Origin of the sequence: Pseudomonas sp. UBA6753 (genome assembly GCF_002453565.1) — a bacterium.
In the GTDB taxonomy this organism is placed as follows: Bacteria; Pseudomonadota; Gammaproteobacteria; order Pseudomonadales; family Pseudomonadaceae; genus Aquipseudomonas; species Aquipseudomonas putida_Z.
In genome coordinates this window covers 195,600-211,521 of sequence record NZ_DKHD01000061.1, presented here as the reverse complement: position 1 = coordinate 211,521, position 15,922 = coordinate 195,600, and the positions used below count along the sequence as shown (strand labels likewise).

Annotated in this window: 12 protein-coding genes; 10 read left to right on the top strand and 2 right to left on the bottom strand. The window is 62.6% G+C overall.

Annotated elements, in window-relative coordinates; genetic code table 11:
* The 8 genes from ispG to B2790_RS24835 all read left to right on the top strand — a co-directional run.
* The coding region (gene ispG / locus B2790_RS24870) for a flavodoxin-dependent (E)-4-hydroxy-3-methylbut-2-enyl-diphosphate synthase (RefSeq protein WP_286919998.1) at window positions 1-836 on the top strand (836 nt) is incomplete at its 5' end.
* Between the two features lie 25 nt (window positions 837-861).
* A complete protein-coding gene (gene hisS / locus B2790_RS24865; RefSeq protein ID WP_085691773.1) occupies window positions 862-2,151 on the top strand; it encodes a histidine--tRNA ligase in 1,290 nt (429 codons plus the stop codon).
* 39 nt (window positions 2,152-2,190) lie between these two features.
* Complete coding sequence (locus B2790_RS24860; protein ID WP_015269019.1) at window positions 2,191-2,829, top strand: tetratricopeptide repeat protein; 639 nt, start codon at window positions 2,191-2,193, stop codon at window positions 2,827-2,829.
* Entirely contained in the window at window positions 2,830-3,972 is a 1,143-nt protein-coding gene (gene bamB / locus B2790_RS24855; protein ID WP_286919997.1) for an outer membrane protein assembly factor BamB, read from the top strand.
* A 117-nt stretch (window positions 3,973-4,089) separates the two neighbouring features.
* Window positions 4,090-5,553: a ribosome biogenesis GTPase Der gene (der, locus tag B2790_RS24850; protein ID WP_025337780.1), complete on the top strand. Its 1,464-nt coding sequence runs from the start codon at window positions 4,090-4,092 to the stop codon at window positions 5,551-5,553.
* A 283-nt stretch (window positions 5,554-5,836) separates the two neighbouring features.
* The gene (locus B2790_RS24845; protein WP_286919996.1) at window positions 5,837-6,859 is read left to right on the top strand and encodes an RHS repeat-associated core domain-containing protein; all 1,023 of its coding nucleotides are present in this window, start codon (window positions 5,837-5,839) and stop codon (window positions 6,857-6,859) included.
* 165 nt (window positions 6,860-7,024) lie between these two features.
* Window positions 7,025-8,173: a pyridoxal phosphate-dependent aminotransferase gene (locus tag B2790_RS24840; RefSeq protein WP_286919995.1), complete on the top strand. Its 1,149-nt coding sequence runs from the start codon at window positions 7,025-7,027 to the stop codon at window positions 8,171-8,173.
* Window positions 8,161-8,952 carry an amidohydrolase gene (locus tag B2790_RS24835; protein WP_023661352.1) on the top strand — a complete coding sequence of 264 codons (792 nt, stop codon included), beginning with the start codon at window positions 8,161-8,163 and terminating at the stop codon, window positions 8,950-8,952. Before B2790_RS24840 ends, B2790_RS24835 begins: the two co-directional genes overlap by 13 nt.
* Window positions 8,953-9,079: 127 nt before the next feature.
* Here B2790_RS24835 and B2790_RS24830 read toward each other — a convergent pair whose 3' ends face one another.
* The gene (locus B2790_RS24830; protein ID WP_286919994.1) at window positions 9,080-11,635 is read right to left on the bottom strand and encodes a sulfite reductase flavoprotein subunit alpha; all 2,556 of its coding nucleotides are present in this window, start codon (window positions 11,633-11,635) and stop codon (window positions 9,080-9,082) included.
* Window positions 11,636-11,889: 254 nt separating this feature from the next.
* Window positions 11,890-14,163 (bottom strand): TonB-dependent receptor, encoded by a 2,274-nt coding sequence (locus tag B2790_RS24825; protein WP_286919993.1) that lies wholly within the window; start codon window positions 14,161-14,163, stop codon window positions 11,890-11,892.
* A gap of 222 nt (window positions 14,164-14,385) precedes the next feature.
* Between B2790_RS24825 and B2790_RS24820 the strand changes: the two genes are divergently transcribed.
* Together B2790_RS24820 and B2790_RS24815 are read left to right on the top strand one after the other, a co-directional pair.
* Window positions 14,386-15,066 (top strand): Fe2+-dependent dioxygenase, encoded by a 681-nt coding sequence (locus B2790_RS24820; RefSeq protein ID WP_075043838.1) that lies wholly within the window; start codon window positions 14,386-14,388, stop codon window positions 15,064-15,066.
* 3 nt (window positions 15,067-15,069) lie between these two features.
* Window positions 15,070-15,819 carry a tetratricopeptide repeat protein gene (locus tag B2790_RS24815; RefSeq protein ID WP_085587456.1) on the top strand — a complete coding sequence of 250 codons (750 nt, stop codon included), beginning with the start codon at window positions 15,070-15,072 and terminating at the stop codon, window positions 15,817-15,819.
* Window positions 15,820-15,922: the final 103 nt, after the last annotated feature.

The window sequence follows — 15,922 nt, the reverse complement described above, 5'->3', positions numbered from 1 at the left end:
AGATCGCCCTGCGCGTGGCCGAACTGGGCGTCGACTGTCTGCGTATCAACCCGGGCAACATCGGCCGTGAAGACCGTGTGCGCGCGGTGGTCGATGCCGCCCGCGACCGGGGCATCCCGATCCGTATCGGCGTCAATGCCGGCTCCCTGGAAAAGGACCTGCAGAAGAAGTACGGCGAACCGACCCCGGCGGCGCTGGTCGAGTCGGCCCTGCGCCACGTCGAGCACCTCGACCGCCTGGACTTCCAGGACTTCAAGGTCAGCGTCAAGGCCTCCGATGTGTTCATGGCCGTCGAAGCCTACCGCCTGCTGGCCAAGCAGATCGTGCAGCCGCTGCACCTGGGCATCACCGAAGCCGGTGGCCTGCGTTCGGGGACGGTGAAATCCGCTGTTGGCCTCGGTATGCTGCTGGCCGAAGGCATTGGCGATACCATCCGTATCTCGCTGGCGGCCGACCCGGTCGAAGAAGTGAAAGTCGGCTACGACATCCTCAAGTCGCTGCACCTGCGCTCGCGTGGCATCAACTTCATCGCCTGCCCGAGCTGCTCGCGGCAGAACTTCGATGTGGTCAAGACCATGAACGAGCTGGAAGGGCGCCTGGAAGACCTGCTGGTGCCGCTGGACGTGGCGGTGATCGGTTGCGTGGTCAACGGCCCGGGCGAAGCCAAGGAGGCCCATGTGGGGCTGACCGGCGGCACGCCGAACCTGATCTACATCGACGGCAAGCCGGCGCAGAAGCTGACCAACGACAACCTGGTCGATGAGCTGGAAAAACTCATCCGCCAGAAAGCGGCCGAAAAGGCCGAAGCCGACGCGGCGCTGATCGTCCGTGGCTGACACACAGAATTCGTAAGGACTTTTCGTGAGCAAATCGCTGCAAGCCATCCGTGGCATGAACGACATCCTGCCAGAACAGTCGCCGCTGTGGCGCTACTTCGAAGGCACCGTGGCCGGCCTGCTGGACACCTACGGGTACAGCCAGATCCGCACGCCGATCGTCGAGTTCACCGAGCTGTTCAAGCGCTCCATCGGTGAAGTGACCGACATCGTAGAAAAAGAGATGTACACCTTCGAGGACCGCAACGGCGATTCGCTGACCTTGCGCCCCGAAGGCACTGCCGCCTGCGTGCGTGCCGTGCTCGAGCATGGCATCACCGGCAACGGCCAGGTGCAGAAACTGTGGTACATCGGCCAGATGTTCCGCCACGAGCGCCCGCAGAAGGGCCGCTACCGCCAGTTCCACCAGATTGGCGTGGAAGTGTTCAACCTGGACGGCCCGGACATCGACGCCGAGCTGATCATGCTGACCTGGCGCCTGTGGGGCCTGCTGGGCATCCGGGACGCGGTCAAGCTGGAGCTCAACAGCCTGGGCACCAGCGAAGCCCGTGCACGCTACCGTGATGCGCTGGTCGAGTTCCTCTCGGCGCGCCTGGAGCAACTGGACGAAGACAGCCAGCGCCGCCTGAAGAGCAACCCGCTGCGCATCCTCGACAGCAAGGACCAGAACACCCAGGCGGTGCTGGTCGGCGCGCCGAAGCTGGAAGACTACCTGGACGAAGAGTCGCGCGTGCACTTCGAGGGCCTCAAGGCCCGCCTGGACGCTGCCGGCATTCCGTTCGTGATCAACACCAAGCTGGTGCGTGGCCTGGACTACTACAGCAAGACCGTGTTCGAGTGGGTAACCGACAAGCTCGGCGCCCAGGGCACCGTCTGCGCCGGCGGCCGTTACGACGGCCTGGTCGAACAGATGGGCGGCAAGCCGACCCCGGGCGTCGGTTTCGCCATGGGCATCGAGCGCCTGATCCTGCTGCTGGAAACCCTGGGCAAGGTGCCCGAGTCCATCAGCCGCCAGATCGACGTCTATCTGTGCGCCTTTGGCGAACAGGCGGAACTGGCCGGCCTGCGCCTGTCCGAAGGCCTGCGCGACCGCCTGCCGGGCCTGCGCCTGGCAGTCAACGCCGGCGGTGGCAGCTTCAAGAGCCAGTTCAAGAAAGCCGACAAGAGCGGCGCGCTGTTCGCCCTGATCCTCGGCGACGACGAACTGGCCAAGCAAGAGATTGGCTTCAAGCCCCTGCGTGGTCAGGGCGAACAACAGAACATTGCCTGGGATGCTCTGGCTGAGCACCTGGAAACCGCGATCGCGCAGGCGTAACGCGGTTCAACAAGCGAATAGGCGAAAAGGAGTATTGGGGTGTCGAGTACCGATGATGAACTGGCAGGGGTCAAGGACTGGTGGAACCGCAACGGCAAGCCGCTGCTGACCGGTGCCCTGTTGGCTGGCGTGGTGGTGTTGGGCTGGAATACCTGGCACAAGTACCAGAACAATCAGTCGCAAGGTGCCTCGCAGCTGTACCAGGCCTTGCTGGAGACCAGCCTGACGCCGACTGGCCAGCCTGACGCGACCAAGGTCGCGGAACTGGCCGGCAAGCTCAAGAGCGAGTTCGGCGGTACCGCCTACGCCCAGTACGGCAGCCTGTTCGTGGCCAAGGTCGCGGTCGAGACCGGCAAGCTCGATGACGCTGCTGCCGAGTTGAAGAGCGTGCTGGACAAGCCGGCCGATGCCACCCTGGGAGAAATTTCGCGTCAGCGCCTGGCTCGTGTGCTGGCCGCCCAGAACAAGGCCGAGGACGCCCTCAAGCTGCTCGACGGCGACGCCGACAAAGCCTTCCTGGCCAGCCGCGAAGAGTTGAAAGGTGACCTGCTGGTGCAACTGGGTCGCGCCGACGACGCGCACAGCGCTTACGAGAAAGCCAAGGCTGCGTTGTCCGATGAGGCGGCGGTCGGTGGCCTGCAATTGAAGCTGGATGACTTGGCCAAAGGGGACGCGTAAGTGATCGGTTGGAAACATGCAGCAGTGCTGACCCTGGCCGTACTGGCCGCAGGTTGCAGCAGCAACAGCAAGAAGGAACTGCCTCCGGCCGAGCTGACCAAGTTCACCGAGGAAGTGGTGCTGAAGAAGCAGTGGAGCCGTTCGATCGGTGACGGCCAGGGCGAGACCTACAACACCCTGGTACCCGCCATCGAGAACGACCGTATCTACGCCTCCGACGTCAACGGCGAAGTCTTCGCCCTCGACCGCATCACCGGCGACGTGGTGTGGAAGAAGGACCTCGAGCTGCCGGTATCCGGCGCTGTCGGCGTGGGCTACGGCCTGATCATGATCGGTACCCTCAAGGGGGAAGTCATCGCCCTGGACTCCAGCACCGGTGAGGAGCGCTGGCGCTCCCGCGTGACCAGCGAAGTGCTGGCCCCGCCTGCCAACAACGGTGAGGTGGTGGTGGTGCAGACCCAGGACGATCGCCTGATCGGCCTGGATGCCGCCACTGGCGACCGTCGCTGGATCTACGAAAACACCCCGGCCGTGCTGACCCTGCGTGGCACCGGCGCGCCGATCGCCACCAACCGCCTGGCCGTCGCCGGCCTGTCCACCGGCAAGGTGGTGGCGGTGGACATCAACAACGGCGTGCCGGTGTGGGAAAGCCGTGTGGCGATTCCGCAGGGCCGTTCCGAGCTGGACCGTGTGGTCGATATCGACGGCGGCCTGCTGCTGTCGGGTGGTACCCTGTACGTCAGCACCTACCAGGGCCGCGTCGCGGGCCTGGACCTGGAAAGCGGCCGCGTGCTGTGGCAGCGTGATGCCTCCAGCTACGTGGGTGTCGCCCAGGGCTACGGTAACGTCTATGTCAGCGAAGCTTCCGGTACTGTCGAAAGCGTCGACGAGCGCTCGTCCAGCGCCCTGTGGTCCAACGACACCATGGCTCGCCGCCAGCTGACCGCGCCTGAAGTGTTCTCCAGCTACGTGGCGGTGGGCGACTTCGAGGGTTACCTGCACCTGCTGAGCCAGGTCGATGGCCGCTTCGTCGGCCGTGAGCGTATCGACAGTGATGGCCTGCGTGCCCGCCCACTTGTGGTCGGCGACACCATCTACGTCTTCGGCAACAGCGGCAAGCTCGAGGCACTGACCATCCGCTGAAGCTATGCTTGAAGCCTTGGCGGGCTTCAAGCCGCGGCGTAGGACACGCCGCCCGAACTCCGGCCGCTGCCTTGCAGCGGCCTTTGCATTTTCAAGAATTCAAGAGTGGAGAGCCGAATGGTTCCCGTAATCGCCCTGGTGGGCCGCCCGAACGTCGGCAAATCCACCATGTTCAACCGCCTGACCAAGACCCGCGATGCCATCGTCGGTGACCTGTCGGGCCTGACCCGTGACCGCCAGTATGGTGATGCCAGCTGGCAGGGTCGCTCCTTCATCCTGATCGACACCGGCGGTATCACCGGTGACGAAGTGGGCATGGACGAGAAAATGGCCGAGCAGTCGCTCATGGCCATCGAAGAAGCCGACTATGTGCTGTTCCTGGTCGATGCCCGTGCCGGCATGACCGCTGCCGACCAGATGATCGCCGAGCACCTGCGCAAGCGGAACAAGGAAGCGATCCTGGTTGCCAACAAGATCGACAACATCGATGCCGATGTAGCTCGCGCCGAGTTCTCGCCGCTGGGCATGGGCAACGCCATCCCGGTGGCCGGCTCCCAGGGCCGCGGCATCAATGCGCTGATGGAGGCCGTGCTCGGCCACCTGCCACGCGACCAGGTCGAGGAAGCGCTGGACGCCGAAGTCGCGGAAGGCGAGGAAGCGGTGCGCATCCCGGGCCCGAGCGAGAAGGATGGCATCAAGATCGCTATCATCGGCCGCCCCAACGTCGGCAAGTCGACCCTGGTCAACCGCATGCTCGGCGAAGAGCGCGTGGTGGTGTACGACCAGCCGGGCACCACCCGCGACAGTATCTACATCCCGTTCGAGCGCGATGACGAGAAGTACACCTTCATCGACACCGCCGGCGTGCGCAAGCGCGGCAAGATCCACGAGGAAGTCGAGAAGTTCTCGGTGGTGAAGACGCTGCAGGCGATCAAGGACGCCAACGTGGTGATCTTCGTCATGGACGCCCGCGAAGGCGTGGTGGACCACGACCTGAACCTGTTGGGCTTTGCCCTGGAGGCTGGCCGCGCCATCGTCATCGCCCTGAACAAGTGGGACGGCATGGAGCCGGGCGAGCGTGACTACGTGAAGACCGAGCTGGAGCGCCGGCTGTTCTTCGTCGATTTCGCCGACATCCACTTCATCTCCGCCCTGCACGGCACCGGCGTGGGCCACCTGTACAAGTCGGTGCAGGCCGCGTTCAAGTCGGCGGTAACCCGCTGGCCGACCAGCCGCCTGACGCAGATCCTCGAAGATGCCGTGAGCGAGCACCAGCCGCCGCTGGTCAACGGCCGCCGCATCAAGCTGCGCTATGCCCACCTTGGTGGTGCCAACCCGCCGCTGATCGTGATCCACGGCAACCAGACCGACAAGATTCCGAAGTCGTACTCGCGTTACCTGGAGAACACCTACCGGCGTGTGTTGAAGCTGGTCGGTACGCCGATCCGCATCGAGTACAAGGGCGGTGAAAACCCGTACGAGGGCAAGAAGAACACCCTCACCGACCGCCAGGTCAACAAGAAGCGCCGCCTGATGTCGCACCACAAGAAGGCCGAGAAGAAGCGCCGCGACAAGCGCTGATTCCGCGTCGTCTTCTTCGCGGGCTTGCCCGCTCCCACAGGTACTGCACAACCCTTGAGCTTTGTGCAGTACCTGTGGGAGCGGGCGAGCCCGCGAAGAGGCCCTTTGATCCAGCGCAAATCCCCTATTGTTTCAACCCTTTTTCTGACCCCTCGATTGTCTCATCACGCCCGTGGTCAGGCGCTGCTACTCGCCCCTATCTAGTAAAAATGCTAGTTGTCCGTTGCTGTAAGCTTTGAAAGACTTATGCCCATTTGAGTGGTTTATCAATCAGGGCTTAAGTATGGATCTTCAGCGTAAAACATTGAAGTTATTTTATTGTGACGGTGATATGCACACGAGCCTTCGTGATCAAGGCAGTCGTACTGTGTTTCGGGTCGCAGGGCAATCATTAGCCGAATTGAGAATAGGTGCTGTGGATAGCGTCAGTCTATTGTCGGTTAATAACTCCGGCTCTGTAGTTGGCGTGGCGCAGGAGAGTGAGCGGGAGCAGTTTGATTATACTGCTTATGGCCATTGTCCATCCCTTTCTTCGGGGCGTTCCTCGTTAGGGTTCAATGGTGAATATTATGATGATTTGCTTCAAGGGTATATGCTGGGGAATGGTTACAGATTATTAAATGGTATGAGATTTAACTCCCCAGATAGTTTTTCACCTTTCAGGGTATTGAACGCATATGGATATTGCAATGGAGACCCAGTCAATTATGTTGATCCCAGTGGCCACGCTCCGTGGTGGCTATTTTCGCCCAGCTCTTATTTCAAGATGAAAGGAGTGTTTGAAAATGTTAAGCGCGCTACCGAGCTTATCAATAGGACTGGTTTGAAAAACTTTAAAGCATCTGCACATCCGAGCGATGTTGCTAGAGCCATTGAAAGCAAGATGCGGTATGTTAAGAGGGTGGGGGCCGATTTGGAACGTATTGGGGCAAAGGAAGGAAGCGTCACGTTTTTTGCTCTTGGTCGTAAATCTAAACTTGGGGCAACGGCGGCTGAATTTAGTGATGCGGCCGAAAGATTTAAGGGTAGGGTAAAGGATTTGCAGGTGCGCCATTTAGACGATCATCAGCGTTACATCAAGCTGCGTGACCATAATGCGCCGATTTGGGGTAAAATCGATGGTCTGAAGAGTAAAATTAGGTTTTGGAATGATCAAAGGAAAGATGGCAATAAATTTGATTATGACCTTTCGGATCGCGAGTTAAGTACGGTTGAAAGCGAAAGGAGGATTCACAATAAGCCAATCGATGAAAAAATATACGGGCTTGAAAGGGAAGTAAGCATCTTGCGAAAAAAATTGATATGAAGGGGATACTCAATTAGACCCGTAATCCTGATGTGGGGAGCCCTGTCCCACCTGTGCTGGCGCCGAAACCAGTTGTCATTGGAGCGCTCTGCTTTTTCCTGACCGCTCGATCCGCTATGCTCGGGCTCCACCCCGTGCCGGATACACCCCAGGAAAGAGGGCTCCATGATCCGCAGCAAACTGCCGAATGTCGGCACGACCATCTTCACCACCATGTCTCAGCTCGCCGTGCAGACGGGCGCGCTCAACCTGTCGCAAGGCTTCCCTGACTTCAATGGCCCGCAGGCGCTGCTCGATGCAGTCGGCCGGCATGTGGCCGCCGGGCATAACCAGTATTCGCCGATGACCGGCTTGCCGGCCCTGCGCCAGCAGGTGGCGGCCAAGGTCGCGCGGCTGTATGGCGCGCAGGTGGATGCCGACCAGGAAGTGACTATCACCCCTGGCGCCACCGAGGCGATCTTCTGCGCCATCCAGGCAGTGGTGCATGCCGGTGACGAGGTAATCGTCTTCGACCCTTGCTATGACAGCTACGAGCCGTCCGTGGAACTGGCCGGTGGGCGCTGCGTGCATGTACAGCTGAGCGACGGCGATTTCCGCATCGACTGGCAGAAGTTCAGCGATGCCCTCAGCCCGCGCACGCGCATGGTGATCCTCAATTCACCGCACAACCCCAGCGGTGCGCTGATTACCCGAGAAGACCTCGACCAATTGGGCCGGCTTATCGCTGACCGCGATATCTACCTGGTCAGCGATGAAGTGTATGAACACCTGGTCTACGACGGCGTGCGCCATGCCAGCGTGTTGGCCCACGAGCAACTGTATCAACGCGCCTTCGTGGTCAGCTCGTTCGGCAAGACTTATCACGTCACCGGCTGGAAGACCGGCTATGTGATCGCCCCGCCGGCGCTGAGTGCCGAGCTGCGCAAGGTGCACCAGTACGTCAACTTCTGCGGTGTGACCCCGCTGCAGTGCGCCCTGGCCGATTTCATGGCCGAGCACCCCGAGCATATCGATGAACTGCCGGCCTTCTACCAGGCCAAGCGAGACTTGTTCTGCGGCTTGCTGGAGGGCTCGCGGTTCCGTTTCACCCGCACGGCGGGTACCTATTTCCAGCTGGTGGACTATTCGCAGATCCGCCCTGACCTGAACGATGTCGACATGTCGCTGTGGCTGACCCGTGAGCACGGCGTGGCGACCATCCCGGTGTCGGTGTTCTACCAGCAACCCATCCCCGAGCAACGCCTGGTTCGCCTGTGCTTTGCCAAACGAGAGGAGACGCTGCGTCAGGCAGCGGAAAAACTATGCGCGATCTGAGTACACTGCCGAACCTGAAAGTTGCCCTGGTGCAGACCACCCTGGCCTGGCACGACCGCGAGGCCAACTATGCGCACTTCGAGGTGCTGCTGGAGCAGGTGGGCGAAGTGGACCTGGTGATCCTGCCGGAAATGTTCACCACCGGTTTTTCCATGCAATCGGAAAGCCTGTGCGAGCCGGAAAACGGCCCGACCTACAAATGGCTGAAGGCCCAGGCGAAGAAGTACAACACGGTGATTACCGGCAGCGTGATCATCCAGGCCGCCGATGGCAGCCACCGCAACCGCCTGCTGTGGGCCCGGCCGGATGGCGAGATACTGCACTACGACAAGCGCCACCTGTTCCGCATGGCCGGTGAGCACAAGCATTACACCCCGGGCGAGCGCCAAGTGCAGTTCGAGCTCAAGGGCTGGCGGATTCGCCCGCTGATCTGCTACGACCTGCGCTTCCCGGTGTGGAGCCGCGATGCCCAGGACACCGACCTGTTGCTGTACACCGCCAACTGGCCGGCTGCGCGCCGCCAGCACTGGAACCGCCTGTTGCCGGCGCGGGGTATCGAGAACCTGTGCTATGTGGCGGCGGTGAACCGGGTGGGCACCGACGGCAAGGGCTTTGCCTATTCCGGCGACAGCCAGGTGCTGGACTTCCAGGGCGAAAGCCTGCTCAGTGCCGGGGAGGCTGACGGGGTGTTCACCGCGGTGTTGAGCGCGGCGGAGCTGGCGGCCTACCGGACCAAGTTCCCGGCCAACCTGGATGCCGACACCTTCGAGTTGCACTGAAGCTGTACCGGCCTCTTCGCGGGCTTGCCCGCCCCAACAGGTATTGCACAGCTTTCGAGATCTGTGAGTATCCTGTGGGAGCGGGCAGGCCCGCGAAGAGGCCAGTGCTGGCTACATCAATGCAAGATCAGTACACATCCCGCCGATACCGCCCATCCTCGATCAGCTGCTGCACAACCGCTTCCCCAAGGATGCCGTTGAGCGCCGCATCCACCCCGGCAGCCATGCCTTGCAGGCTGCCACATACATACACACAGGCGCCATCCGCGACCCAGCGCTTGAACTCTTCAGCCTGCTGCAGCAACACATCCTGCACATACACCTTGTCGGCCTGATCGCGCGAAAATGCGAGGTCCAGGCGTGCCAGGTCGCCGTTGTCCAGCCAGCCTTGCAGCTCGTTGCCGCACAGCAGGTCATGCGCCCGGTTACGCTCGCCGAACAGCAGCCAGTTGCGCTGCTCGCCAGCATTCACCCGCGCGCGGAGCAAGCTGCGCAGGCCGGCCAGGCCGGTGCCGTTGCCAATCAACACCAGCGGTGCAGCCGTTTCCGGCAGGTGGAAGCTGCTGTTGCGCCGCAAACGCAGGCTCAGCGTACCGTCAAGCGGCAGGTACTCGGTCAGCCAGCCGGAACCCAGGCCCAGGTTGCCATCGGCATGGCGCTCCTGGCGCACGATCAGCTCCAGCACGCCATCGCTGGCGATCGAGGCAATCGAGTATTCTCGGCTGCCGATCGGCACCAGTGCGTCTACCAGCGCCTGCGGCTGCAAACCAACCAGGTGATCGCGACGGGTCGGCAACTGGCGGCCGGCCAGGGCCTGGGCGAGGGTTTCGCCCAGGCCATTCACTTGCACCTTGGCCTCGGCGTCCAGCGCCATGCCATCGAGGAAGGCGTCGATCCTCGGCTGGCCATTGAGCGGCAGGATCTCCACCAGGTCGCCAGCATCCCAGCTGGCGGGCTGTTCCGGTCGCAGGCCCAGCAGGTACACCGGCTGGCCCTGGCTGCCCGGGTTGAGCAGTTCGCGGCGCACCAGCGACCAGTTGCCGAAGCTCGGCGGCTGCCAGGCGGCCACTGGCTGGGCGCCGGTCAGTTGCGCCAGTTCCTGCTGCCACTGCTGCAGCGCGGCCTGGTCGGCGTTGTCCACTTCCACCGGGCTGAACGCACTGCTGGCACCGCGTTCACCCAGCCATGCCTGCAGGCGGCGGGCGAAGCCGCAGAAGTGCGGATACTGGCGGTCACCGAGGGCGAGCAGGGCATAGCTGAGGTTGTTCAGCGCCCAAGGCTGGCCGAGCACCTTGCGCTCGAAGGCGCGGGCGCTGTCGGGGGCTTCGCCGTCGCCGAAGGTGCTGACCACGAACAGCGCACGGCGGGCCTGGCGCAGGTCGCTTTCACCCAGTTCTGCCAGGGCGCGTACCTGAACTGGCAGGCCGGCGGCCTGAAGCTGCCCGGCGCTCTGCCAGGCCAGTTGTTCGGCAAGCCCGCTCTGGCTGGCAAAGCCGATCAGCCAGCTGTCGCCGCTGGCAGTGTTGCTGGTGACGTTGCCACGGGCTGCACGTACCTGGCGCTTCTTGCGACGGCGGTCGAGGTACAGCAGCCAGCCGGTGACGAAGAACAGCGGCATGGTCAGGCTGGCGATGGTGACGATGATGCGCCCCGGCAGGCCGAAGTATTCGCCCACGTGCAGGGCGTAGACGCTCTGCAGCAACTGAGCCTTGAAGGACTTGTCGGTGTAGCGGTCATGTCGTTTCACCTGGCCGCTGGCCGGGTCCAGTACCAGGGTGTTGAAGGCACGTGGGTGGTCGGCGTTGTCCAGCAGGTAGAACAGGTTGGCCGGCTGGCCGCCTACCGGTGGCAGACGCAGGTTGTACATGGCCAGGCCCGGGCCGGCAGCGTCCTTGAGGTTGGCCCAGATTGCGTCGTAGTCGACCACCAGCGGCGGGGCGTTCTTGTCGATCTTCTGCGGCCCGTGGCGGCCCCGGCCTTCGCCGCGCTTTTGCTGCTGGCCGGCGGCCGGCGCGTCGGCCAGCAGCTTGTTCAGGCCCTCGCGGTACCACTCGTAGGACCAGAACAGCCCGGTCAGGGCGAACAGCAGGTAGAACAGCAGGCACCAGGTGCCGGCCACCGCGTGCAGGTCCCAGTTGAAGGCGCGGCCTTTCTTGGCCCAGTCGAAGGTCAGCCAGGTGCGCCAGTCCAGCGCCTTGCGCGGCCAGCGCAGGTACAGGCCGGAGAGGCAGAAGAACACCAGCATCAGGGTGCAGGCACCGGTGATCTGCCGGCCGCTGTCGCCCATGGCCAGGAAGCGGTGCAGGTTGAGCATGAGGTTGAAGAAGCCTTGCCCGGCCACTTCTCCCTTGAGTTCGCCGGTGTACGGGTCGGCATAGCGCAGCTGGCCACGGCGCTCGCCTGGCGGTGGGGTGAAGAAGACGCGTGCGGCGTTGCCTTCGCGTACATCGACCCACAGCATCGCCACCTTGTCGTGCTGCTGGGCCTCGACCCGCTGGACCAGCTCGGCCGGGGGCAGCACGCCCTCCGGGCGCACCTGGACCTTCAGGACATCGGCATTCAGCGCGCGCAGCAGTTCTTCCTGAAACGAGTACAAGGCCCCGGTGATACCCATCAAGGCCAGCACCAGGCCAGCGGTGATGCCAAAGAACCAGTGCAATTGGAACAGCGTCTTCTTCACCACATGATCACCTTGTGTTTCTGCCGCACACTGCGCGGCGTGCATTATGCCTTGATACGCAAAAGCCCCGCTCACGGGAATGAACGGGGCGGGGGCTTCTTTTGGTGGTCTCCTGTACTGGCCTCTTCGCGGGCTTGCCCGCTCCCACAGGAACTGCACAGCACTTGAACCCTGTGGAGTACCTGTGGGAGCGGGCGAGCCCGCGAAGAGGCCGTTACAGGAGCAGCCTATCCGAGCAGATCAACCCCATCCCGGCATCAGAAGTGGAAGCTGGTGGTCAACAGTGCAGTCCGCCCGGCGGCCTGGTTGGCATAGTGCCCACTGTAGGCCTTGTCGTAGTAGACCTCGTTGGTGAGGTTCTGCACGTTCAACTGCAGGTCGACGTGCTTGGTCAGCTTGTAGCTGGCCATGGCGTCGTAGCGCCAGTACGAGTCGACCATCACGCTGTTGGTGGTGTTGCCGAACACTTCATCGACGTAGAAGGCACCACCACCAATGGTCAGCTTCGGCGTGACGTTGTAGGTGGTCCACAGGGTCAGGCTGTTGTTCGGTGTGTTAGGCAGCTGGTTGCCATCGTTGTAACCATCGATGAACACCGTACCGACCCGCTGCGCGCCGCCGTCGACAAGCTTGGCATCCAGGTAGGTGTAGCCGGCGAATACTTGCCAGGCGTCGGTCAGCTTGCCGCTGGCGCTGAGCTCCAGGCCATCGACACGGGTCTTGCCGATGTTCTGGTAGGTGTTGCTATCCACCAGTACACGTGCGTCTTCCTTCTCGGTGCGGAAAATGGCTGCGGTCAACGCCAGGCGTTCGTCGAGCAGATCCCACTTGGTACCGATTTCGTAGTTGGTGGTTTTTTCCGGTTTCAGCTCGCTGGTGGTGGTGGCCGTGACCAGCGCGTTGCCGTCGGAACCTTCGCCGAGCGAGGCGCCAGGCGGGGTGGCGGAGGTGGCATAGGACACATAGATGCTGCCGTTCTCGGCAGGCTTCCAGGTCAGGCCCAGTTGGCCAGTGACGAACTCACTGGTGTCTTCGGTCTTGAAGCTGGTGGAACCGTTGGCCGCTTTGGTCTTGACCTTGGTGTCGAAGTGGTCGTAACGCAGGCCCATGGTCAGCAACCAGGCTGGGTCGAGCTCCAGCGTGTCGGTGAAGTAGATGGCGCGGGTATTGCCAGCCGTATCGGCACCGGCTTCGGTGCGGCTGATGGTGCCGTCCCACTCTTCATGCGGGTTGGGGTTCGGGAACGAGGTGCAGACACCGGAGATCTGGCCTGTTGCACTCGAGCAGTTGCCGGCGCCGAAACCGGTGACGTCATAGCCCGTTTTTACCGAGGTTTCCCGGCTGAGCTCGATACCGGTGGAGAAGCTGTTCTTCATGCCACCAACGTAGAAATCGCCATACAGGTCGGTCTGGTTGGTGGTGGTGCGGGTGTTGGCGACGCGGTTGTTCGGGCGACGCCAGACTTCACCGTTGAGGATGTTGCCTTTGCTGTCGTCTGGCTGGCTGTAGATGTAATCCTGCAGCGTATTGCCATGGCGCAGGGTGTTCTTGATGGTCAGCGAGTCGCTCAGGTCGTGCTCGATGCTGATGGTCGAGATATCTGCACGGCTCTTGGAGAAATCGCGACCGACCAGACCGTAGTAGTTGCTGCTGCTGCCACCGCCGTGGGTCGGCTTGTCCGGGTTGGCCGAGGTGCGAGCGGCCGAGCTGCCGGAGCGCAGGCTGTAGGGAATACCCGAATCCGGCAGGTCGTCGCTTTCCACGTGGTAGTAGTCAAGGCTCACGCGGGTATCGGTGCCCAGACCGAACACCAGCGAAGGTGCCACGCCCCAGCGGTCATAGTTGACCTCATCGCGGCCGGCGACGTTGCTTTTGTGGGTCATCAGGTTCAGGCGGCCAGCGACGCTGTCGCTGAACTGATAGTTGCCATCCAGGGTGTAGCGCTGGGTCTGATCGCTGCCCCAGGTCCAGGCGCCGTCGAGCGAGTTGCCCAGGTGCGCACGCTTGCTGACCATGTTGATGGTGCCACCGGCAGCGCCGCGACCAGCGATCGAGGAGTTCGGGCCCTTGGCCACTTCCACCGACTCGATGGCGAAGATTTCGCGGGTTTGCGAACCGGTATCGCGCACGCCGTCCAGGTACATCGAGCTTTGGCTGTCGAAGCCGCGAATGAATGGGCGATCGCCGGAGGGGTTGCCACCTTCGCCGGCACCCATGGTGATGCCCGGCACGGTGCGCAGTGCATCCTGCAGGGTCAAGGCGCTGGTGTCCTTGATCACTTGCTGCGGGATCACGGTGATCGAGCGCGGGGTATCTACCAGCGGTGCGGTGTACTTCTGCGAAGAGGCCTTGTCGACCTTGTAATCGGTGCTGGCCTGTTCAGCCTTGCCGTTGACGCTGGTGGCGTCGAGGGTGATAGCGCTGCTGGCGGCCGGGTCGGCGGCATAGGCCGACGAAGCGCTGAGGGCGACACCGATGGTAGACACGATCAGGCGTGGTGAACTCACTGCAGATGGTACGTACTGGCGCATTGCTAAGGACCTTCCCCAAGGTGTTAAGGCCGCGGATCTTAATGTAAGCAATTGTGACTCACAATTGAGAGTCGTTACCATTCGTGAAGAATTTACAATCTTTACAATTTGCCTTTACGGTTTCATCAAGCTGAAACGTCTTAAGCGGCGAATGGGGCTTGTGAAGCGCAAAAGGGAATCAATATCATTGGCGCCTTTACATTTTCCAACGGTGCTGCCGCCATGCTGCTTCACATCCCCGGCTTGTTTCACGCCGATGAACTGGCCCGTATCCGCGAGGCGCTGGAGCAGGCCGACTGGGCCGACGGCAAGATCACGGCCGGCTACCAGTCGGCCAAGGCCAAGCACAACCTGCAGTTGCCGGAAGGCCACCCGCTGGCCAAGGAGATCGGCAGTGCGCTGATCGACCGCCTGTGGCAGACCCCGCGCTTCATGTCTGCAGCCTTGCCGCACAAGGTGTTCCCGCCGCTGATCAACTGCTACCGCGAAGGCGGCAATTTCGGCTTCCACATCGACAACGCCCTGCGCCAGCCCAAGGGCAGCCCGGAGCGGGTGCGCACCGACCTGTCTTCCACGCTGTTCCTCAGCGATCCGGACAGCTATGACGGCGGCGAGCTGGTGATCCAGGACACGTATGGCGTGCAGCAGGTCAAGCTGGCCGCCGGTGACCTGGTGCTGTACCCCGGCACCAGCCTGCACAAGGTCAACCCGGTTACCCGTGGCCAGCGTTACGCCGCGTTCTTCTGGACCCAGAGCCTGGTGCGCGAGGACAGCCAGCGGGCGTTGCTGTTCGAGATGGACAATGCCATCCAGCAACTGACTGCCGATGTGCCGGACCATCCATCACTGCTACAGCTGACCGGCACCTACCACAACCTGCTGCGCCGCTGGGCCGAGGTCTGAGCCGTGTCCTATCAGTTGCGGCGTGAGGAAGTGGTGGATGTGGCCGGTTTGCAGGCCATGCTGGAAGAAAGCCCTGGCAAGGCCGCCCAGGCGATCCTGGCGGCGGCCGGGCAGGGCGCGGTGGAGGCACAGTTGCTGCTGGGGCAGATCCTGCTCGACGGGCGCGGCATTCAGGCGGATGCCGCCGTGGCCAGGCGCTGGTTCGGCATCGCCGCGCAGGGCGGCAGTGCCATGGCGCACAACATGCTGGGGCGTTGCCTGGAGCATGGCTGGGGCGGTGAGCCAAGCCAGGCGCAGGCGGCCATCCACTATGCGCGTGCGGCCGATGCAGGGCTGGACTGGGGGCTGTACAACCTGGGCAACCTGCTGGCTACCGGGCGCGGCATACCGGCCAACCAGGCGCAGGCGCTGATGTGCTACGAGAAGGCCGCGCACATGGGGCATGCCAAGTCGATGAACCTGTACGGGCGTTACCTGGAACAAGGCATCGCCACGGCGCCCAACCCGGCACGGGCGGTGCGCTGGTATCGGCGTTCGGCCGAGGCGGGGGACTTTCGTGGCATGTTCAGCCTGGGGCTGGTGCTGGTCGAGCGTGGGCAGGTGGCGGAAGCCGGGCCCTGGCTGGAACGGGCGCGGGTCGAGGGGAACATGAATTTCCTGCGCAGTGCGCTGGTGACCTTGCAAGGGGCGGGGCCGGTGTTGATGGCCTTTGCGGCGCGGTATGCCGAGGAGATCGAGCGGCGAGGGAACTAAGGTTGCCTGTGCTGGCCCTATCGCCGGCAAGCCAGCTCCCACAGGGATATCACTGCCCTCCAGACCTGTGCTGTACCTGTAGGAGCTGGCTTGCCGGCTCTCA